This window comes from Streptomyces roseofulvus (assembly GCF_039534915.1).
Taxonomy (GTDB): Bacteria; Actinomycetota; Actinomycetes; order Streptomycetales; family Streptomycetaceae; genus Streptomyces; species Streptomyces roseofulvus.
This window is the reverse complement of sequence record NZ_BAAAWE010000001.1, coordinates 4,978,788-4,998,519: the sequence shown is the minus strand read 5'-3', so window position 1 is coordinate 4,998,519 and position 19,732 is coordinate 4,978,788. Positions and strand designations below refer to the sequence as shown.

16 protein-coding genes are annotated in these 19,732 nt (G+C 74.5%); 7 read left to right on the top strand and 9 right to left on the bottom strand.

Features of this window, described 5'->3' with window-relative positions; all coding sequences use genetic code 11:
• Window positions 1–93: 93 nt before the first annotated feature.
• Both ABFY03_RS23210 and ABFY03_RS23205 read left to right on the top strand, forming a co-directional pair.
• Complete coding sequence (locus ABFY03_RS23210) at window positions 94–1,434, top strand: SWIM zinc finger family protein (RefSeq protein ID WP_346170752.1); 1,341 nt, start codon at window positions 94–96, stop codon at window positions 1,432–1,434.
• A 118-nt stretch (window positions 1,435–1,552) separates the two neighbouring features.
• Window positions 1,553–3,121: a DUF5691 domain-containing protein gene (locus ABFY03_RS23205; RefSeq protein WP_346172288.1), complete on the top strand. Its 1,569-nt coding sequence runs from the start codon at window positions 1,553–1,555 to the stop codon at window positions 3,119–3,121.
• A gap of 271 nt (window positions 3,122–3,392) precedes the next feature.
• Here the strand turns inward: ABFY03_RS23205 and icmB are convergent, their stop codons facing one another.
• Window positions 3,393–3,803, bottom strand: a complete 411-nt coding sequence (gene icmB / locus ABFY03_RS23200) for a coenzyme B12-dependent isobutyryl CoA mutase small subunit (protein ID WP_030494332.1) — start codon at window positions 3,801–3,803, stop codon at window positions 3,393–3,395.
• A gap of 290 nt (window positions 3,804–4,093) precedes the next feature.
• Between icmB and ABFY03_RS23195 the strand changes: the two genes are divergently transcribed.
• Complete coding sequence (locus ABFY03_RS23195) at window positions 4,094–4,888, top strand: esterase/lipase family protein (protein ID WP_346170751.1); 795 nt, start codon at window positions 4,094–4,096, stop codon at window positions 4,886–4,888.
• A 242-nt stretch (window positions 4,889–5,130) separates the two neighbouring features.
• Window positions 5,131–6,672 (top strand): M23 family metallopeptidase, encoded by a 1,542-nt coding sequence (locus ABFY03_RS23190; protein WP_346170750.1) that lies wholly within the window; start codon window positions 5,131–5,133, stop codon window positions 6,670–6,672.
• A gap of 56 nt (window positions 6,673–6,728) precedes the next feature.
• Here ABFY03_RS23190 and pcrA read toward each other — a convergent pair whose 3' ends face one another.
• Both pcrA and ABFY03_RS23180 read right to left on the bottom strand, forming a co-directional pair.
• The gene (pcrA, locus tag ABFY03_RS23185) at window positions 6,729–9,197 is read right to left on the bottom strand and encodes a DNA helicase PcrA (RefSeq protein WP_319010145.1); all 2,469 of its coding nucleotides are present in this window, start codon (window positions 9,195–9,197) and stop codon (window positions 6,729–6,731) included.
• A gap of 135 nt (window positions 9,198–9,332) precedes the next feature.
• The gene (locus ABFY03_RS23180) at window positions 9,333–9,686 is read right to left on the bottom strand and encodes a hypothetical protein (protein WP_319010146.1); all 354 of its coding nucleotides are present in this window, start codon (window positions 9,684–9,686) and stop codon (window positions 9,333–9,335) included.
• Between the two features lie 345 nt (window positions 9,687–10,031).
• Here ABFY03_RS23180 and ABFY03_RS23175 point away from each other — a divergent pair, with 345 nt between their 5' ends.
• The gene (locus tag ABFY03_RS23175; RefSeq protein ID WP_346170749.1) at window positions 10,032–11,162 is read left to right on the top strand and encodes a C40 family peptidase; all 1,131 of its coding nucleotides are present in this window, start codon (window positions 10,032–10,034) and stop codon (window positions 11,160–11,162) included.
• A gap of 24 nt (window positions 11,163–11,186) precedes the next feature.
• Here the strand turns inward: ABFY03_RS23175 and ABFY03_RS23170 are convergent, their stop codons facing one another.
• Together ABFY03_RS23170 and ABFY03_RS23165 are read right to left on the bottom strand one after the other, a co-directional pair.
• Entirely contained in the window at window positions 11,187–11,918 is a 732-nt protein-coding gene (locus ABFY03_RS23170; RefSeq protein WP_319010148.1) for a response regulator transcription factor, read from the bottom strand.
• A complete protein-coding gene (locus tag ABFY03_RS23165) occupies window positions 11,915–13,180 on the bottom strand; it encodes an ATP-binding protein (RefSeq protein ID WP_319010149.1) in 1,266 nt (421 codons plus the stop codon). Before ABFY03_RS23165 ends, ABFY03_RS23170 begins: the two co-directional genes overlap by 4 nt.
• A gap of 168 nt (window positions 13,181–13,348) precedes the next feature.
• Here ABFY03_RS23165 and ABFY03_RS23160 point away from each other — a divergent pair, with 168 nt between their 5' ends.
• Together ABFY03_RS23160 and ABFY03_RS23155 are read left to right on the top strand one after the other, a co-directional pair.
• Window positions 13,349–14,716 (top strand): PspC domain-containing protein, encoded by a 1,368-nt coding sequence (locus tag ABFY03_RS23160; protein WP_319010150.1) that lies wholly within the window; start codon window positions 13,349–13,351, stop codon window positions 14,714–14,716.
• A complete protein-coding gene (locus ABFY03_RS23155) occupies window positions 14,703–14,963 on the top strand; it encodes a hypothetical protein (RefSeq protein ID WP_319010151.1) in 261 nt (86 codons plus the stop codon). The genes ABFY03_RS23160 and ABFY03_RS23155 overlap by 14 nt, the downstream gene beginning before the upstream one ends.
• Here the strand turns inward: ABFY03_RS23155 and ABFY03_RS23150 are convergent.
• From ABFY03_RS23150 to guaA, 4 genes are all read right to left on the bottom strand, one after another.
• Window positions 14,873–15,388, bottom strand: a complete 516-nt coding sequence (locus ABFY03_RS23150; protein WP_319010152.1) for a DoxX family protein — start codon at window positions 15,386–15,388, stop codon at window positions 14,873–14,875. The genes ABFY03_RS23155 and ABFY03_RS23150 overlap by 91 nt on opposite strands.
• 90 nt (window positions 15,389–15,478) lie before the next feature.
• On the bottom strand, window positions 15,479–16,729 hold the full coding sequence (locus ABFY03_RS23145; protein ID WP_319010153.1) for a hypothetical protein: 1,251 nt from the start codon (window positions 16,727–16,729) through the stop codon (window positions 15,479–15,481).
• A 152-nt stretch (window positions 16,730–16,881) separates the two neighbouring features.
• On the bottom strand, window positions 16,882–17,670 hold the full coding sequence (locus ABFY03_RS23140) for a class II aldolase/adducin family protein (RefSeq protein WP_346170748.1): 789 nt from the start codon (window positions 17,668–17,670) through the stop codon (window positions 16,882–16,884).
• Between the two features lie 114 nt (window positions 17,671–17,784).
• Window positions 17,785–19,377 (bottom strand): glutamine-hydrolyzing GMP synthase, encoded by a 1,593-nt coding sequence (guaA, locus tag ABFY03_RS23135; RefSeq protein WP_319010155.1) that lies wholly within the window; start codon window positions 19,375–19,377, stop codon window positions 17,785–17,787.
• Window positions 19,378–19,732 lie beyond the last annotated feature (355 nt).

The following is a 19,732-nucleotide window of genomic DNA, read 5'->3' as shown; positions in this document are numbered from 1 at the left end:
GGACCGGTAAAGCTGCCGCGCCGCCGGGTCGGCCTCCGGAGGCGAACCAGCAGGTCAACTGCGTTGTCAGTGCCGGAGAATACCGTCAGGTACATGAATGCCATGGGGGTGCGCTGGACGGTCGAGCAGGTGCTGGCACTGGCTCCTGACGAGGCCTCGCGCAGAGCGGGGAGCGGACTCGGGACGGCCGGGCCGTGGAGCGGCGCGGGCTGCGGCGACGGGGCCGTCTGGGGGCAGTGCAAGGGCAGTGGCCGCACCCCGTACCGGACGGTCGTGGAGACCGCCGGCCCGGCGTACTCGTGCAGCTGCCCGAGCCGCAAGGCCCCGTGCAAGCACGTGCTGGGACTGCTCCTGCTCTGGGCGGCCGACGGCGCGGCCGTGCCGGACGGGGCCGAGCGGCCGGAGTGGGCCGCGCGATGGCTCGCGGGGCGCCGGGCCGGGGCCGTGGGGGCCGCGCGGAAGGCTCAGGGGGGTCCGCCGGCCGATCCGGAGGCCGCCCGCCGGCGGGCGGAGCGGCGGGCGGCCCGGGTGACGGCGGGCGCCGAGGAGCTGGAGCGGCGCCTCGCGGACCTGGTGCGCGGCGGGCTCGCCGCGGCCGGGCAGCAGGGGTACGGACTGTGGGAGGAGACCGCGGCCCGCATGGTCGACGCGCAGGCGCCGGGGCTCGCGGGCCGGGTCCGCGAGCTGGGCGCGATACCGGGCTCCGGCCCGGGCTGGCCGGTGCGGCTCCTGGAGGAGTGCGCGCTCACCCATCTCCTGGACCGGGCGTGGCTGGCCGCCGACCGGCTGCCCGCCCCGCTGGCGGCGACGGTGCGGACCAGGGTCGGGCTGCCCGCCGCGCCCGGCGGCACGGCGGTGCGGGACCGGTGGCTGGTCCTCGCCCAGTACGACACCGGGGACGGCCGGCTGACGACCCGTCGCCTCTGGCTGTACGGGGAGGGGAGCGGCCGGACGGCGCTGCTGCTCTCCTTCGGCGCGGCGGGCCGCGCGCCCGCGCTCGCGCTGCCGGTCGGCGCGGTGGTGGACGGCGAGCTGACGCCGCACGCGGGTTCGGGACAGCTCAGGGCGGAGCCCGGCGAGTCGCTGGTCCCGGTCGGCGGTCCGGCGGTGCCGCCGCCGGGCGGCCCGGTGGGGGCGGCGCTCGACGCGTACGGGCGGGCGCTGCGGGAGGATCCGTGGCTGGACTCCTGGCCGGTGACGCTCGCCGGGGTGGTGCCCGCGCGGGCCGGGTACGGCTGGCAGCTCGCCGACGCCGACGGCCGCGAGGCGCTTCCGCTGACCGGCGGCGACCGGTCCCGCCCCGGCCTGTGGCGCCTCCTCGCCCTCTCCGGCGGCGCCCCCCTGACGGTCTTCGGTGAATGCGGCCACCGGGGCTTCACCCCCTTGGCGGCCTGGTCCCCGGAAGCCCCCTCGGAAACGGTCCCGCTGCTGTGACCGCCCGCCCTCCGTGCGCGCCCCCCGCACGCCGCCGCACAGACGAGCGCCCAGTCCGGACCGAGGAGGAAACGTGACGCCGACCGAGACCCCGCCCGACACCGCCTGGGACGCGCTGATGGCCGCCGCCCTGCTCGGAACCGACCGCCGTCCGCCGTCCGGCACCCGCGGCCCCGACGCCGCCGAGGCCCTGCTCGACACCGCCGCCCGCCACACCCTGCGCCGCCGCGCCGGCCTGCGCCCCGGCCCCGCCGCCGTACCGCCCGCTCCGTGCCCGGACGACCCGCGCCCGCCGCTGCCCGCCGCGGCCCGCCGCCGGCTCGACCGGCTGCTCGCCGGCCGTGCCGCGCCCGCGCCCTCGGGCGGCCGCCGGGGCACCGCGCCGGACCTCGCCGAACTGCTGCCGCAGTGGCTGGCGCTGGCCGTGGAGCGCGGTTTCAAGGCGCCGTCCGCCGCCCTGCCGGCGCTGCTCGACGCGGCCAGGGCGCGCACCGACCTGCGGCCCCAGGCGCTGGCGCTCGCCGGGCCGCGGGGGCTCTGGCTGGCCGGGCTCAACCCGGACTGGCGGTTCGCGCTGCGGGGCGGCGGCGCGGGCGGCAGGCTGCCGGACCCGGAGGACGCCGACGCGGTGCGGGAGCTGTGGGAGGAGGGCCTGTTCGCGGAGCGGGTCGCGCTGCTCGGAGCCGTACGGGCGAAGGATCCGGCGGCCGGGCGGGCCCTGCTCGCGGGGACCTGGGCCGGGGAGCGGGCCGAGGACCGGCTGATGTTCCTGGACTCGCTGCGCGCGGGCCTCTCGGCGGCGGACGAGGAGTTCCTGGAGGCGGCCCTCGCCGACCGCAGCCGCAATGTCCGGGCCACCGCCGCCGAGCTGCTCTCCGCGCTGCCGGGCTCGGCGCTCGCGGGCCGCATGGCGGACCGGGCGGTGACCTGTGTGGGCCTGGACCGGACGGCGGCCGTGCCGACGGTGGTCGTGGAGGCCCCGCACGAGTGCGACGAGGAGATGCGCCGGGACGGTGTGGCGGCGGTGCCGCCGTCGGGCCGGGGCGAGCGGTCCTGGTGGCTGGGGCAGCTGGTGGAGTCGGCGCCGCTGTCCTGCTGGCCGGCCCGGTTCGGCGGGCGTACGCCGGAGGAGATCGTGGCGCTGCCGGTCGCCGACGACTGGCAGGCGGAGCTGCACGCGGCCTGGTGCCGGGCGGCGGTGCGGCAGCGGGACGCGGCCTGGTCGCGGGCGCTGCTCGGCGCGCCGTCGGTGCCGCCGGCGACGGGTCCGGGCACCTCGTCGCTGGCCGAGCGGGCGCAGCTGCTCGCGACGCTCGATCCGGCGGAACGGGCCGGGTGGGTGGCGGCGTTCGTGGCGGCGCACGGCCTGTCGGAGGCGTTCCAGCTGCTCGGTGTCTGCGCGGTGCCGTGGGCGGAGCCGCTGGGCGCGGCGGTGATCGACGCCCTGGACATCGCGCGGGACGCGGGCAGCTATCCGTGGAGCTTCAGCGGGGTGATGGGGCTCGCGGAGCGGTGCCTCTCCCCCGCGGCCGCCCGGCAGCTGGAGTCGCTGGCGGCCGCGGTCCCGGAGGCGGAGGACGCCTCGCCGGGCGCGGGCGCGTACTGGGCGGAGGCGTTCCAGCGACTAGTGGCGACGCTGGACCTGCGCGCCCGGATGCGCGCGGAACTGGACGACACCAGAGCTTGAGGGCGGCGGTCCCGCGGACGGCCGGGAGCCCTGAGCGCGGCGGGTCCGGCGGACGGCCGGGGGCCTGTGCCCGGGCGGGTACGCGGACGGCCGGGAGCCCTGAGCGCGAGTCCGGCGGACGGCCGGGAGCCCTGAGCGCGGCGGGTCCGGCGGACGGCCGGGGGCCTGTGCCCGGCGGGTCCGCGGACGGCCGGGAGCCTGTGCCCGGCGGGTACGCGGACGGCCGGGAGCCTCGTCGGGGGGCTCCCGGCCGTCGGGGCCCGGGCGGGTGTCAGGCGGCCGTCACGCGGACGTTCGCGTTCACCCAGTCGACGATCGACGCGGTCGTGGCGCCCGGCGTGAAGATCTCCGCGACACCCTTCTCCTTCAGCGGCGGGATGTCCGCGTCGGGGATGATGCCGCCGCCGAAGACCTTGATGTCCTCGGCGTCGCGCTCCTTGAGGAGCTCGATGACCTTGACGAAGAGCGTGTTGTGCGCGCCCGAGAGGATCGAGAGGCCGATCGCGTCGGCGTCCTCCTGGATCGCGGTGTCGACGATCTGCTCGGGCGTCTGGTGCAGCCCGGTGTAGATCACCTCCATGCCGGCGTCGCGCAGGGCGCGCGCGATGACCTTGGCCCCGCGATCGTGGCCGTCGAGACCCGGCTTGGCGACGACCACGCGGATCGGACCGGTCACACCCATCACTGCCTCCACATGCGACCCCCGCGCAACTGTGCCGGGGAGGTGAACGAACGTTATCGACAGCATCCCGCAACGGGCCGTTTCGCGGAGCCCGGCGAGGGGGAAATCACACGTGGGACACGTTCGTTCCGCGGCCCGCCCCGCTCCGGCCCTCCTCCTGGGCCACTCCAGCCGCCCGCGGGGCCAGGTCGCGAACGGAGCCGCGACGCCGGTCGCCGGAGCTCCGTGCCGTCGTCCGTACGGCACGGGGGTCCGGCGCTCCGGCGTACGTGCCGCACGGGAGGTCGGCGATGGAGCTCGCCAGGATCACCGCCCTGCTGAAGGCCACCACCCTCGAAGCCGCGGTCCTCACCGGCCGTCTCGTCCTCTATCCGTCGGGGCTCGTCTCCGGCCGCCCCGCCCCGGGCGCGCCGCCCGACGGTCCGGCGGCGGCCGTCGCGGGCGGCGGACGCCCGGTGGTGCTGCTGCACGGCTTCGTCGACAACCGCTCCGTCTTCCTGCTGCTGCGCCGCGCGCTCGCCCGGCACGGCCGCACCCGGGTCGAGTGCCTCGACTACTCCCCGTTCACCGGCGATCTGCGGACCGCCGCCGAGGAGCTGGGGCGGCGGATCGACGGGATCCGGGAGCGCACGGGCCGGGCCGAGGTGGACGTGGTGGGGCACAGTCTGGGCGGGCTGATCGCCCGGTACTACGTCCAGCGGCTGGGTGGTGACGTACGGGTGCGGACGCTGGTCACGCTCGGCACCCCGCACGCGGGCACGACCGCCGGGACGCCGCTCGCCGACGCGCACCCGCTGGTGCGGCAGATGCGGCCGGGGTCGGAGGTGCTGCGGGAGCTGGCGGCTCCTGCGCCGGGCTGCCGGACGCGGTTCGTGAGCTTCTGGAGCGACCTGGACCGGATCATGGTGCCGGTGGAGACGGCCCGCCTGGACCACCCCGATCTGCTGGTCCACAACGTGCGGGTGAGCGGGATCGGCCATCTCGCGCTGCCGGTCCATCCGACGGTGGCCGCCGGGATCCTGGAGGCCCTGGACGCCGGCGGGGCGGAGGAGGCTGCGGACGAGGGGGCGGTCTCGGTGGCGTGACGCCCCCGCGCCGGGCGACACCCCCGACACCGTTCTTCGAACGTTTCTCGAACACAAGGCCAAAGCTCTGTGCGTGAGCTGGCGAAACACGGCCGATTGCCCGTTTCCTGCGCCCGGCGGACCTTCCGAAGATTGTCGGTCGCGCATACCGCCGGGTACAGTCGCGCCACTGCTTCCCCCCGGGACACCCCCTGTCGGGCCCGCCCCGGACTGGTCCTGCTGCCGAGGCGAGAGAGACGTTGGTGAACGACCAGCACCCCCACGCCGGGTACGCCGGAGACGGCGCCCACTCCACCGGCAGCTTCGCGACCGACCCGCTCTTCGGTTCCTGGTCCGACGGCGGTCAGGCCGGCCACAGCGGCCAGTGGGACCTCGGCCAGTACGCCGCCACCGGCGCGTACGACACGACGGGCCAGTGGGACACCACCGGCCAGTGGTCCACCACCACCGCGACCGCCACCTTCACGGACCCCTACGCGACGGCGACGCCGTACGGGCAGCACGAGCAGTACGACGCCACCGGCCAGTGGGACGCCTCCGCCTGGACCGCGGCCCAGCACACCGGCCAGTACGAGACCCTCCACTCCGGCGGCTACGCGGCGCAGGGTACGTACGGGCACGAGGCGTACGACGCGACCGGCCAGTGGGCCGCCCCCGCCTTCGCGACCGACACCGGCGCCTACGACGCCACCGCCTGGAACCAGGCCGCCGACCTCGCCGAGCCGGTCGTCCCCCAGCAGTACGTCCCCCAGGCCGAACAGGTCGACCACACCGCCGAGTTCGCGTTCGCCTACGAAGCGGCCCCCGAGCCCGAGGCGGCGCCGTACGAGCCGGAGGCGGCGTACGAGCCCGACACGACGACGTACGAGGCCGAGGCCGCGTACGAACCCGAGGCCGGGTACGAGACCGAGACGTACGAGCCGGTCGCGTACGAGGAGTCCGAGGACGAGGTTCCCGCGCCCGCCGCCGAGGTCCGTACCGACGCCGCCACCGCCGCCCGCCCCGTACGCCGCTCCGCCGGCGGGAGCCGCGCCCGGCGCCGTACCCCCGCCAAGCGCTCCGCCCTGCTGACCGTCGCCGTCCCCTCCGCCTGCGTCATGGGCGTCGCCGGCATCGCCGCCGCCTCCGTCAGCGGGCTCACCGGCGCCGACCCGGAGGGCACCCAGCAGAAGAACACCACCGCGCTCGCCGCCGCCGACCCGGCCGCCGTGAAGCAGGTCCCCGCCAACACCGCCCTGGACACCCAGCTCAGCGCCCTCGACGCCGACGTCCGCGACTTCGGCGACCGCGCCAGCCGCACCCAGGAGCGCATCGACCTCAAGGCGCGCCAGGCCGCCGAGAAGAAGAAGCGCGAGGAGGAGGCGGCCCGCAAGGAGGCCATGCGGCCCAAGTTCATGCTGCCGGTGAAGCTGCACCAGCTCAGCGCCCGCTTCGGCCAGTCCGGCGTCAACTGGATGTCCGTGCACACCGGCATCGACTTCCCCGTGCAGTACGGCACCCCCGTCATGGCCGCGACCGACGGCACCGTCCGCACCCAGTGGAACCCCGCCTACGGCAACATGGCGATCGTGACCGCCGCCGACGGCACCGAGACCTGGTACTGCCACCTCAGCAGCACCAAGATCCGCTGGGGCCAGGTCAAGGCCGGCGACGTCATCGCCTACTCCGGCAACTCCGGCAACTCCACCGGCCCCCACCTCCACTTCGAGGTGCGCCCCGGCGGCGGCTCCGCGATCGACCCGCTGTCCTGGCTCCGCAGCCACGGCCTCGACCCGACGAGCTGACACCCCGCGTACGCGGAAGGGGCCCGGTCCGATGGACCGGGCCCCTTCCCGTACCGCTACAGCTTCTCGACCGGCGCGTACCGCAGCAGCAGCCGCTTCGGCTTCTCGTCGCCGAAGTCGATCGTCGCCTGGGCGTCCGAGCCGCCGCCCGTCACCGCGAGGACGGTGCCGAGCCCGAACTGGTCGTGGGTCACCCGGTCGCCGACCGTCAGCGCGACCACCGGCTTCTCCGTGCCCGCGCGGCGCGTCGCGAACCCGGACGGGCCGGAGCGGGCGCGCGACGAGGAGAGCGAGGACGTCAGCGAGGAGGCGATCCCCGAGGTCGGACCCGCCGGCTTCGCCACCGGCCCCGTCCGCTTCCACTCCAGGTACGCGGGCGGGATCTCCTCCAGGAAGCGGGAGGCCGGGTTGTACGAGGGCTGGCCCCAGGCGCTGCGCATCGACGAACGGGTCAGGTACAGCCGCTCGCGGGCGCGGGTGATGCCCACGTACGCCAGGCGCCGCTCCTCCTCCAGCTCCTTGGTCTGGCCGAGGGCCCGCATGTGCGGGAAGACGCCGTCCTCCATGCCGGTGAGGAAGACCACCGGGAACTCCAGGCCCTTCGCGGTGTGCAGGGTCATCAGCGTGATGACGCCGGAGCCCTCCTCGTCCTCGTCCGGGATCTGGTCGGAGTCGGCGACGAGCGCGACCTTCTCCAGGAACTCGGCGAGCGTCCCCGCCCCCTCCTCCTCGCCGCGCTCCTGCTCGAACTCCAGGGCCACGGCCGCGAGTTCCTGCAGGTTCTCGATCCGGGTCTCGTCCTGCGGGTCCGTCGACGCCTGGAGCTCGGCCAGATAGCCGGTCCGCTCCAGGACGGCCTCCAGGACGACGGCGGGACCCGCGCCGGACTCGGCGATGGTGCGCAGCTCGTCCATGAGCGCGTTGAACCGCTTCACGGCGTTGGCCGAGCGGGCGGCCATGCCGTACGCCTCGTCGACCCGCTTGAGGGCCTGCGGGAAGGTGATCTTCTCGCGCAGCGAGAGGGCGTCGATCATCGCCTCGGCGCGCTCGCCGATGCCGCGCTTCGGCACGTTGAGGATCCGGCGCAGCGGCACGTTGTCCTCGGGGTTGGCGAGGACGCGCAGGTAGGCGAGGACGTCCCGGACCTCCTTGCGCTCGTAGAAGCGCACCCCGCCGACGACCTTGTAGGGCAGGCCGACGCGGATGAAGATCTCCTCGAAGACGCGGGACTGGGCGTTGGTCCGGTAGAAGACCGCCACGTCGCCGGCCTTCGCCTCGCCCTTGTCCGTCAGCCGGTCGATCTCGTCGGCGACGAACTGGGCCTCGTCGTGCTCGGTGTCCGCGACGTAGCCGGTGATCTGCGCGCCGGCGCCCGCGTTGGTCCACAGGTTCTTGGGGCGGCGGGACTCGTTGCGCTCGATGACCGCGTTGGCCGCGGAGAGGATCGTCTGGGTGGAGCGGTAGTTCTGCTCCAGCAGGATCGTCGTCGCGTCCGGGTAGTCCTCCTCGAACTGGAGGATGTTGCGGATGGTGGCGCCGCGGAAGGCGTAGATCGACTGGTCGGCGTCGCCGACCACGCACAGCTCGGCCGGGCCGAGGTCCTCGTAGCCGGTGCCGACCAGCTCGCGGACGAGGGTGTACTGGGCGTGGTTGGTGTCCTGGTACTCGTCGACGAGGACGTGCCGGAAGCGGCGGCGGTAGTGCTCGGCGACGTCCGGGAACGCCTGGAGCAGGTGCACCGTCGTCATGATGATGTCGTCGAAGTCCAGGGCGTTCGCCTCGCGCAGGCGCGCCTGGTACATCCGGTACGCCTCGGCGAGGGTCTTCTCGAAGCCGTCGGCGGCCTGGTCGGCGAAGGACTCCTCGTCGATCAGCTCGTTCTTCAGGTTGGAGATCTTGGCGCTGAAGGACTTCGGCGGGAACTTCTTCGGGTCGAGGTCCAGGTCACGGCAGACCAGCGCCATCAGGCGCTTGGAGTCGGCGGCGTCGTAGATCGAGAAGGACGAGGTGAAGCCGAGCCGCTTCGACTCGCGGCGCAGGATGCGGACGCAGGCGCTGTGGAAGGTCATCACCCACATCGCGGCGGCCCGCGGGCCGACCAGCTGCTCGACGCGCTCCTTCATCTCGCCGGCGGCCTTGTTGGTGAAGGTGATCGCCAGTATCTGGCCCGGGTGCACGTGCCGCGTGCCCAGGAGGTGGGCGATGCGGTGGGTGAGGACCCGGGTCTTGCCGGAGCCGGCGCCGGCCACGATGAGCAGCGGGGAGCCGGTGTGGACGACGGCGGCGCGCTGCTGCTCGTTCAGCCCCTCGAGGAGGGCGGCCGGGTCGACGGCGGGGCGGTGGGCGCCGTCGCGGTAGTACGGGTCGCGGGGCGGGGGCGCGTCGAAGTGCTCCCCGAACAGGTCGTGCGGGACCTCCTCCGCGGCCGGGGCGCCGTGCTCGTCGTCCTCGGGCGGGGGCGGCACGTCCTCCGGGGAGTGGGACTGGAGGCCGGCCAGGAAGCTGTCGTCAAAGAGGCTGCTCATCGCCTCCCGAGTCTAGGACGCCGCGCCGACAACCGGGCCCGCCTTCGGCCTGCTCCCGGTGTGAGGGCGCACACCGGGAGCGCGCCGGGGGGCCGGGCCCCACGGGGCGGGGCCGGGCCCGGGAGGGCCGGGGGGTCAGGTCCAGAGGGTGGCGATGAAGATGTTCGCCGTGGTCAGGCCGCCGACGGCGGCGAAGAGACCCTTGTCGGCGGTCTCCTCGTCGCGCTTGACGTAGACGATGCCGAGGATCACCACGAGGATCAGCAGCTTGATGCCGACCTTGAGGTTGTTGACCGTCTGGTCGTCGGCCTGGTTGAGGCCGACGAGCGCGACGCCGGTGACCAGCATGGTCAGCGCGCCGTGCAGCATGGCCGGGGTGAAGCGGGCCGTGCCGGCCCCGATCGCCTTCATCTGGGTGAGGAATCCGCCCAGCAGGGAGGCGATGCCGATGATGTGGAGCGCGACGAAGACATTGATGAGGACGTCCATGGGGCGGAGCCTAACCGGGCCCCTAGCACTGCTCGCGGGCCGGGTCCACCCACTCTCCCGCATCGGTCGTCGGCCCCCTGGAAACCGTCGCCGGCCCCCCTCGCGGACGAAAGCGAACGGTCCTCGGAGGTCATCCGGCGCCAATAGCGGTCAAGCCGCCGCCGGGGCGTGACCCCCGGGTCTAGCGTCCTGCCCCAGGTGGCCGGCTCCCCACCCCGCCGGTTCACCCGGCGGTGCCGGCCATCCCCGCCGGAGAACCCCGGCGGCGGCCCGTCTCCCCTGTGCGGTCCGCCGCCGGCCCCGGCCGGCACCGTCCCCCACAGGGAGAGGATGTGACCCGCCCTCGTGGCAGCTCACCGAAAACCCCGGCCGGCCCCGCTCGGCCGCCCCGCGGCCCGCACGGCCGCCACGCTCGCCCTGGCCTCGGCCGCCACCGCCACCCTCTTCGAGGGCGCGGGCCACGCCGACCCGGCCCGCCCCGACCGCACCCCCGCCCAGGTCAGGGCCGAGGTCGACCGGCTCTACCAGGAGGCCGAGGCCGCGACCGAGCGGTACAACGGCGCGAAGGAACAGGCCGACGTCGCCCGCACCTCCTTCGACGAGCTCCGCGACGAGGCCGCCCGCCGCACCGAGCGGCTGAACACGGCCCGCCGGAGCCTCGGCGCCGTCGCCGCCGCCCAGTACCGCTCCGGCGGACTCGACCCGGCCGTCCAGCTCGCCCTCACCTCGGACCCCGACCAGTACCTGGAGCGGGCCGCCCTCGCCGAGAAGGCCGGCGACCGGCAGGCCGCCGCCGTCACCGCCGTACGCCGCGAACTCGCCGCCCTGGCCCAACTGCGCGCCGAGTCCGCCGGCCGGCTCACCGCGCTGCGCGGCCACGAGGCCGAGCTGCGCCGCCAGAAAGCCACCGTCCTCGGCAAGCTCACCGCCGCGCGGGAACTCCTCGCCCGGCTCACCGCCGAGGAGCGGGCCCGGTACGAGGCGGCCGTCGCCGCCCGCACGACCGCGCCAGCCACGACGACCGCCACCGCCCGCCCCGGCACCCCGGGCACCGCCACCGGCGCCACCGGCTCCCTCGCCCGCGCGGACCGTGCCTCCGGCGACCGGGCCCCGGTGGCCGCCCCCACCGGCCGCGCCTCCGCCGCCATCTCCTTCGCCCGCGCCCAGCTCGGCAAGCCGTACGTCTGGGGCGCCACCGGCCCCTCGGCGTACGACTGCTCGGGACTCACCCAGGCCGCCTGGCGCGCCGCCGGGGTCTCCCTGCCGCGCACCACGTACACCCAGATCAACGCCGGGCGCCGGGTCTCCCGCTCCGAGCTGGCCCCGGGCGACCTGGTCTTCTTCTACTCCGGGATCAGCCACGTGGGCCTCTACATCGGCGGCGGCCAGATGATCCACGCGCCCCGGCCGGGCGCCCCGATCCGGATCGCGCCGATCGACGAGATGCCGTTCGCGGGCGCCACCCGGGTCGCCTGACCCCGGCGGCCCGGCCCGGCTCCGTCAGACCAGCCGGCGCGCGGCGGCCCAGCGGGTCAGCTCGTGCCGGTTGGAGAGCTGGAGCTTGCGGAGCACCGCGGAGACGTGCGACTCGACGGTCTTCACCGAGATGTAGAGCTGCTTGGCGACCTCCTTGTACGCGTAGCCGCGGGCGATCAGCCGCAGCACCTCGCGCTCCCGCTGGGTCAGCCGGTCCAGGTCCTCGTCCACCGGGGGCGCGTCGGTGGAGGCGAAGGCGTCCAGGACGAAGCCGGCCAGGCGCGGCGAGAAGACGGCGTCGCCCTCCTGGACCCGGAAGATCGAGTCCACCAGGTCGTCGCCGGTGATCGTCTTGGTGACGTAGCCGCGGGCGCCGCCCCGGATCACGCCGATCACGTCCTCCGCCGCGTCCGAGACGGAGAGCGCGAGGAAGCGGACCGGATCCTCGGCGGCCGCCATCACGGCGGCGCAGCGGCGCAGCACCTCGACCCCTCCGCCGCCGGGCAGGTGCACGTCGAGGAGGACGACCTCCGGCCGGGTCGCGGTGATCACGCTGACGGCCTGGTCGACGTCGGCGGCCTCGCCGACGACCTCGACCCCGGTGATGTCGGTCCGGCCGATCTCGGCCTGCACCCCGGTACGGAACATGCGGTGGTCGTCGACGAGGACGACCCGCACCCGTCGGCCGGGCCCGCCCGCCGCACCCGGCCCCGTCGCCCCGTCGGCCCCGGTCGTCGCCCCGGTCTCGTCGCTCATCCGTCCGCCCTCTCCATCTCCAGCTCGACCTCGGTGCCCCCGCCCGGCACGGCCCGCAGCCGGGCCGTGCCGCCGTTGCGCTGCATGCGGCCGATGATCGATTCTCGTACGCCCATTCTGTCCTCGGGGACCTCGTCCAGGTCGAATCCGGGGCCGCGGTCGCGCACCGACACGAAGACCGTGCGCCCCTCCACCTCCGCGTACACCTGGACCGCCCCGCCCTCGCCACCGTACTTCGCGGCGTTGACCATCGCCTCGCGCGCGGCCTTCATCTGCGCGACCAGCTTCTCGTCGAGGGGGCAGTCGCCGACCACCACGACCTCCAGCGGCACCCCGTGCTTGTCCTCGACCTCGGCGGCGGCCCGCTTCACCGCCTCGGCGAGGGTCGTCGGCTCCTCGTCCCCGCCGGTGCCCTCCGGCTTGTACAGCCAGTTCCGCAGCTCCCGCTCCTGGGCTCGGGCGAGCCTGCGGACCTCTCCGGCGTCGTCCGCGTTGCGCTGGATCAGGGTGAGGGTGTGCAGCACGGAGTCGTGGACGTGGGCGGCGACCTCGGCCCGCTCCTGGGCGCGGATGCGCAGGGTCCGCTCCGCGGTGAGGTCCTGCGACATCCGTATCAGCCACGGGCCGGCGAGCAGCGCTATGCCGGTGAGGACGGCGACGGCGGCGGTCAGCGCGGTGCCGATCTGGGCGACGGAGCCGCGCACCACGACGAAGACGGCGAGGCCGGTGCCGACCAGGGCCACGCCGACGAGCCCCCGCACGAGGTGGAAGCCGCGCCCGTGGGTGACCGCCCGTCCGGTCCAGGTGTCGCGGCGGGCGTTGTCGGCCTGCCGCCACACCAGGACGACACCGAGGCCGATGAGCATCGCCGGCCACACGTACCGGCCGGTCTCGCCGTCGATCCTCAGGTTCGCGATGAAGACGGACGCGCCGATCGCGAGGGCGACGAGGGCGAGGATCTGGCCGCGGTCGGGTTTGCGGAGCCGGCGTCTGCCGTCCTCGGTGCGCTCGAAGACGGTGAGGGGCTTGTCCCGGCCGCCGACGCCGAGCGGGACGACGATCCAGAAGATCGCGTAGAGCAGCAGCCCGAGGCCCTCGGTGAACACGAGCACCGCGAAGACGGCGCGGACCCAGGCGACGGGCAGGCCGAGGTGTCCGGCGAGACCGCGGGCGACACCGCCGAGCCACCGCCCGTCGGCGCTGCGGTAGAGCCTGCGCACGGGCGGTTCGTCGAGGTCGGTGACACGAGCGGTTGCGGACATGCACCGATCGTCACACGTCCGGCCCTTTGCGGGCATCAGGGTCCGCCCTGAGATCGCCCCCTGGTTCGCCTCGGGGTCGTCACCGGCGTGGCGCGGAGCCGAATATCAGGGTCGCGCCAGGGTCGTTCCCGGTGCCGTCCGGGGGTCACGGGCGGTCACCATGGACGCATGACGAGTTCGACGCCTTCGCGGCCCACGCAGCACGAGGCCCCACCGGTGGCCGGGGACGCCCCCGCGGCTCCTCCGCGCCGTTCGCGGACGAGCCGAGTGGTCGGCGGCGTCTGCGGCGGTCTCGGCCGGCACTTCGACATGGATCCGGTGATCTTCCGGATCGTGCTCGCGGTGCTGGCGGTGACGGGCGGCATCGGTCTGCTCTTCTACGGCTTCGCGTGGCTGCTGATCCCGCTCGTGGGAGAGGACGAGAGCGAGGGCAGACGGCTGCTGACCGGCCGGGTGTCCGGGTCGGCGCTCGCGGCGATCCTGATGGCGCTGGTGGGCTGCGGGATCTTCCTGTCGACGCTGCGCACCAGCTCGATGGTGGGCTTCGCGGTGCTGCTGGCGCTGGTGACGGCCGGCGCCGCGTACTGGTCGCAGCGCCGGCACACCGCCGAGGAGGAGGCCCAGGGCGATCCGGAGGCGCGGCCGAAGGCCCCGCATGTGCGGGTCCCGGTGCCGCCGGAGGCGAAGGCGCCGCCGCTGACGTACGTCGAGAGCCAGATGATGTCGTGGTGGCGGGACCCGATCGTGAAGGACGGTTCGACCGGCAAGGTGGCCTTCGGCTACATGTGGGGGCCGGTCGGGATGGTCGACGCGGAGGGCCGGGTCGGCGGCGAGGTGCCGAAGCCCGGCAGCCGGTGGGGCGCGCCGGCGGATCCGTCGCGGCCGGAGCCGTCGGTGCGGCGCAGCCCGTACTCGATCGCGGGCCTCGTCCATCTCGTCGCGCTGGCCGCGGCGGTCACGGGTACGGCCCTGACGTGGGAGTCGCAGCCGCTGGGCGTCAGTCTGGCGACGGGGCTCGCGGCGGCGCTGGCCGTGTTCGGTCTGGGGCTGGTCGTCAGCAGCTTCCTGGGGCGCACCGGGTTCGGCACGATCTTCCAGGTGGTGGTGACGGCGGCGCTGCTGGCCGGCGCGGTGGCGCTGCCGGAGAAGATCACCACGGAGTGGACGCGCCAGACGTGGACGCCGGCCGCGGTGACCGCGGTGGCGCCCCGGTACGACCTGGGCGCGGGGGTGGGGACGCTGGACCTGTCCCGGCTGTCGGTGCCCGAGGGGACGACGGTGAGGACGGCGGTCGACGTGGGCGCGGGGAAGCTGGAGGTGGTCGTGCCGGAGGACGTGGTGGTGACGCTGCACGCCCAGGTGGGTCTCGGTGATCTGCAGCTGCCCGGGCAGCCGGCCGACGACATCGACATCGCCCCGGACCGCGACGAGACGCGGACGCTGAACCCGCCCGCCGGCACGGAGCCGGCGGGGACGCTGGACCTCTCTCTGGAGGTCGGTCTCGGACAGGTGGAGGTCACCCGTGCTGCTTCATGAGTTCCGTCCCGGCCGGCTGGTCGTCGGGCTGGCCGCGCTCGGCCTGGCCGGCGCCTACGGCGGGGACCTCGCCGGCTGGTGGGCGGTGCCGTGGTGGCTGGCGGTCCCGGTGATGTGCGGCGCGCTGGGCCTGGCCGGGCTGCTGACCTGGGTGGCCTACGGCCTGCGGCGCCGTTCGGCGAGAAGACGGTCGGCGGAGAGCACCGGGGCGCCGGCGAGCAGCAGCGGCAGCCAGGCGATGAGATAGGCGAGGTCGTTGCCGAGGTAGTAGGGGTTCACCTGCCAGCTCACGGTGAGCCAGAGGCTCAGCGAGATGAGGGCGCCGCCGAGGGCGGCCACCCGGGCGAAGAGCCCGAGGAGGGTGCCGAGGCCGACGGCGATCTCCCCGAAGGCGAGGGCGTAGCCGAAGCCGGTGGGGTTGTTGAGGGCGAGGTCGACGAGCCATGGGAGGGCCGAGGAGTCACGGACGCCTCGCATGGTCTCGCCGATGGAGCCGGTGCCGGTGTCGGCGAGGAAGGCCGGGTCGGTGAGTTTGTCGAGGCCGGCGTAGACGAAGGTGACGCCGAGGAAGATCCGGAGCGGGAGCAGGGCGTAGCGGGAGGCGGTGGCCTTCCAGGCGTCCGTGCGGTCTCGCAGGGTCGGCCCGCCGGGGCGGTCCTGGTACGCGCTCATGATCGGTCACCTTTCCACGCCCCGTACGACTGTTCGCGGACCGATTGTCTCCGCTCGTGCTGTGAAGGGACACGCGGAGGGGCCGGATGTTCAGTCGGCGACGTCGATCGTGACCCGCTCGGTCTCGAATCCGGCGGCGGTGACGACGGAGACCTCGACCCGGCCGGGCTCGACGTCGGCGGGGAGCGGCACGGTCAGGACGGTGTCGGTGGGGTTGGCGAAGCCGCCGGGGACGGGCACCAGGGGCACGTGGGCGTGGACGGCGCCGATCCGGACGACGAGCCGGGTCAGCGGGTCGGGGGCGGCGGCGCCGGGCGGGACGAAGCCGTGGCCGCGGATCTCGATGTCGTCGCCGACGCGGATGGGGGCGTCGAGGTCGCCGGCCTCGCGGGCGCGGACGACGGCGTGGACGACGGGCGGGCCGCCCTCGGTGCACTTGGCGGCGAGGTGCCAGACGGCGGAGACGGCGACGAGGAGGGCGAGGGACCAGGGCGGCGCGGGGAGGCGGTCGGGGGCGGTGGCGAGCCGGACGGCGGTGAAGACGAGGACGGCGCCGGAGACGAGGACGTACTGGACGTCGGCGAGGTCGGCGCGGCCGTTGTCGTCGCAGAGGAGGTCGGCGGCCCGGGGGCGGTCGGCGCGGACCTTCTGGAGCCGTCGGCCGGCGATCCGGGTGGAGACGACGAGCCGGGCGGTGACGGCGACGGCCGAGACGAGGGCGAGGACGGTGACCAGGGCGGCGGCGCCGGAGAGGCCGAAGGCGGTGGCGGTGAGCGAGCGGAGGGTGAGGAAGAGAAGGGCGTAGCAGAGGAAGAGGAGCCAGGCGGCGGCGACGGCGCGGGTGGTGGAGAGCCGGTTGTCCTCGCCGGTGAGGGGGGCGAGCAGGCCGCCGCGGGCACGGTGGGCGTGGGCGGCGGCGGTGAGCGGGACGGCGAGGAGGAGGGCGGTGCAGAGGCCGGCCGTGCGGGCGGCGGTCCAGCCGGTGCCGAGGGCGGTGAGGGCCTGGCCGAGCAGCAGGGCGAGGACGGCGGCCCAGATCGCGGCGAGGCTGCCGGTGCGGACGCGGGCGAGCCAGGCGAGGCCGGCCTCCCGGCCGTGGGCGGTCACGGCGCGGGCGGACTGGGCGAGTTCGTCGGAGACCCACTGGCGGGCGGCGACCGGGGAGTGGGCGACGGCGGCGGGGACGCCGTGGCCGGCGGCGAGTTCCTCGCGGCGGGCGAGGAAGGCGGCGACGGCGCGGCGGTGGCCGGTCTCGCCGCAATGGGCGCAGCCGGCGCAGGCCGTCGGATGGTCGCCGGCGCCGTGGCGCCCGCCGTACTGTCTCGCCTCTTGTACCGCCACGGTGCCGCCACTTCCCGAGTTCCCGAGCTCAACATGCCGCTGATTCCTGGGAATTGTGCCGTACCGAGGGGGCTCGGGAGGGCCGCGTGCGCCCCGCCGGAGAGTGATTGGCGTGCCATCGCCTTGACGTACAGAAGGGTGAAGCGATGGTGCTACGACAGGAGTTCGGGCTCCGCTCGGCTGATCCTGCGCCAGAGCGGCTGGTAGTTGATCCACGCGACGAGGTCGCTGCCGAGCTGTTCGCGGGTGGCGACGGCGTCCTTGTGGTCGATGAGGACGGGTTTGCCGGCGGCGCGGGCGGCGAGCTGGATGCGGGCGCAGCGGTCCATGGCGATGAACCACCAGGCGGCGGCGTCGACGGAGGAGCCGACGGTGAGGAGGCCGTGGTTGCGCAGGACGATGCCCTTGAAGGGGCCGAGGGCGACGGCGACGCGGCGGGCCTCCTCGGCGTCGACGGTGACGCCGGTGTAGGCGTCGTAGAGGGCGTGGTCCTGGTAGAAGGCGCAGGCTTCCTGGGTGAGGGGGTCGAGGAGTTCACCGAGGGCGGCGAGGGCGCGGCCGTGGGTGGAGTGGGTGTGGGCGACGGCGACCGCGTCCGGGCGGGCGCGGTGGACGGCGGCGTGGACGGTGAAGGCGGCCTGGTTGACGTGCTGGCCGCCGAGGACGACCTGGCCCTCGCCGTTGGCGAGGACGAGGTCGCTCGCGGTGAGGTCGCCGAAGGGCGCGCCGAACGGGTTCACCCAGTAGCAGTCGTCGTACTCGGGGTCGCGGACCGTGATGTGGCCGGAGACGCCTTCCTCGTACCCGAGCCGTCCGAAGAGCCGGAGCGCGCCGGCGAGCCGCTGTTTGCGGTGGGCGCGTTCCTCCTCGGCCGTCGCGTGCACGGGCGGCATGGCGAAGTGGAGCCGGTCGACGGGGACGGGGGCCGGTGTCTCGGTCATGCGCCGGAAGGTAACGCCCGGCCGGTCAAGTCACCAGAGTCCGGACGTGAACACGGCGAAGCCGCCGCCCTTCGCGGGGCGGCGGCTTCGGCCGGGCTCAGGGAGCGGGAGGGGTCACTCCCACTCGATGGTGCCCGGGGGCTTGCTGGTGACGTCGAGGACGACGCGGTTGACGTCGGCGACCTCGTTGGTGATGCGGGTCGAGATCTTGGCGAGGACCTCGTAGGGCAGGCGGGACCAGTCGGCCGTCATGGCGTCCTCGGAGGAGACCGGGCGCAGGACGATCGGGTGGCCGTAGGTGCGGCCGTCGCCCTGGACGCCGACGGAGCGGACGTCGGCGAGCAGCACGACCGGGCACTGCCAGATCTCGCGGTCGAGGCCGGCGGCGGTGAGCTCCTCGCGGGCGATGGCGTCGGCCTCGCGGAGCAGGTCCAGGCGCTCCTTGGTGACCTCGCCGACGATGCGGATGCCGAGGCCGGGCCCGGGGAAGGGCTGCCGCTGGACGATCTCCTCGGGCAGGCCGAGCTCCTGGCCGACCATCCGGACCTCGTCCTTGAAGAGCTGCCGCAGCGGCTCGACGAGCTCGAACTCGATGTCTTCGGGGAGGCCGCCCACGTTGTGGTGGGACTTGATGTTGGCGGTGCCGGTGCCGCCGCCGGACTCGACGATGTCCGGGTAGAGGGTGCCCTGCACGAGGAAGGCGACCTCGGGGCCCTCCTCCTGGAGGATCTCCAGCTGCGCCTGCTCGAAGACGCGGATGAACTCGCGGCCGATGATCTTGCGCTTGGTCTCCGGGTCGGAGACGCCGGCGAGGGCGTCGAGGAAGCGCTTCTCCGCGTCGACGACGACCAGGCGGGCACCGGTCGCGGCGACGAAGTCCTTCTCGACCTGCTCGGTCTCGCCCTTGCGCATCAGGCCGTGGTCGACGTAGACGCAGGTCAGCTGGTCGCCGATGGCCTTCTGGACGAGGGCCGCGGCCACGGCGGAGTCGACGCCGCCGGAGAGGCCGCAGATGGCGCGCTTGTCGCCGACCTGGGCGCGGATGGCCGCGACCTGCTCCTCGATCACGTTGCCGGTGGTCCAGGAGGGCTGGATGCCGGCGCCGCGGTAGAGGAAGTGCTCCAGGATCTGCTGGCCGTGGGTGGAGTGCAGCACCTCGGGGTGGTACTGGACGCCGTAGAGCTTCTTCTCGTCGTTCTCGAAGGCGGCGACCGGGACCACGTCGGTGGAGGCGGTGACGGTGAAGCCCTCGGGGGCGGCGGAGCAGGCGTCGCCGTGCGACATCCACACGGACTGCTCGACCGGGGTGCCCTCGAAGAGGGTGGAGCCGGCCTTGGAGACGTGCAGCGGGGTGCGACCGTACTCGCGGGCGCCGGTGTTGTCGACGGTGCCGCCGAGGGTCGTCGCCATCAGCTGGAAGCCGTAGCACATGCCGAAGACGGGGACGCCGGCCTCGAAGAGGGACCGGTCGAGGCGCGGGGCGCCCTCCGCGTACACGGAGGACGGACCGCCGGAGAGGATGATCGCCTTCGGGTTCTTGGCCAGCATCTCGGCCACCGGCATGGTGGACGGGACGATCTCGCTGTAGACCCGCGCCTCGCGGACGCGACGGGCGATGAGCTGGGCGTACTGGGCGCCGAAGTCGACAACGAGGACTACGTCCGGGTTGGTGACGTCGGGCGCGGCAGCGGGGGACGCTGATGACACTACGGCGGCCTTCCGGCGGTAGGAGGGTTCCCGAAGGAGGGGGCTATTTGTCGATTCTACCGGCGCGCGCGTGTCTCTTTTCGTCTCACCATCCGAACGCGGGTGGCCTTCGTCTCACCATCCGGGCCCGGCTTGCCCCGGCACGGAGGGCGGGGTCCATACTGGGCGCCATGCGCACGCACTCGACCTTCCTGTTTACCTATGGCAACCGGCCCACCGGCTGCCATGGTCGTGCTGCTTGAGCAACTGACAACAGCGACTTCCCAGGCGCCCCGGGCCGACAAGGCCCGGGGCGTCTGGCGTTTCCCGGGCCGTGCCGATCCGGGGCCCCACCCCACGAGGACACCAGGAGCCC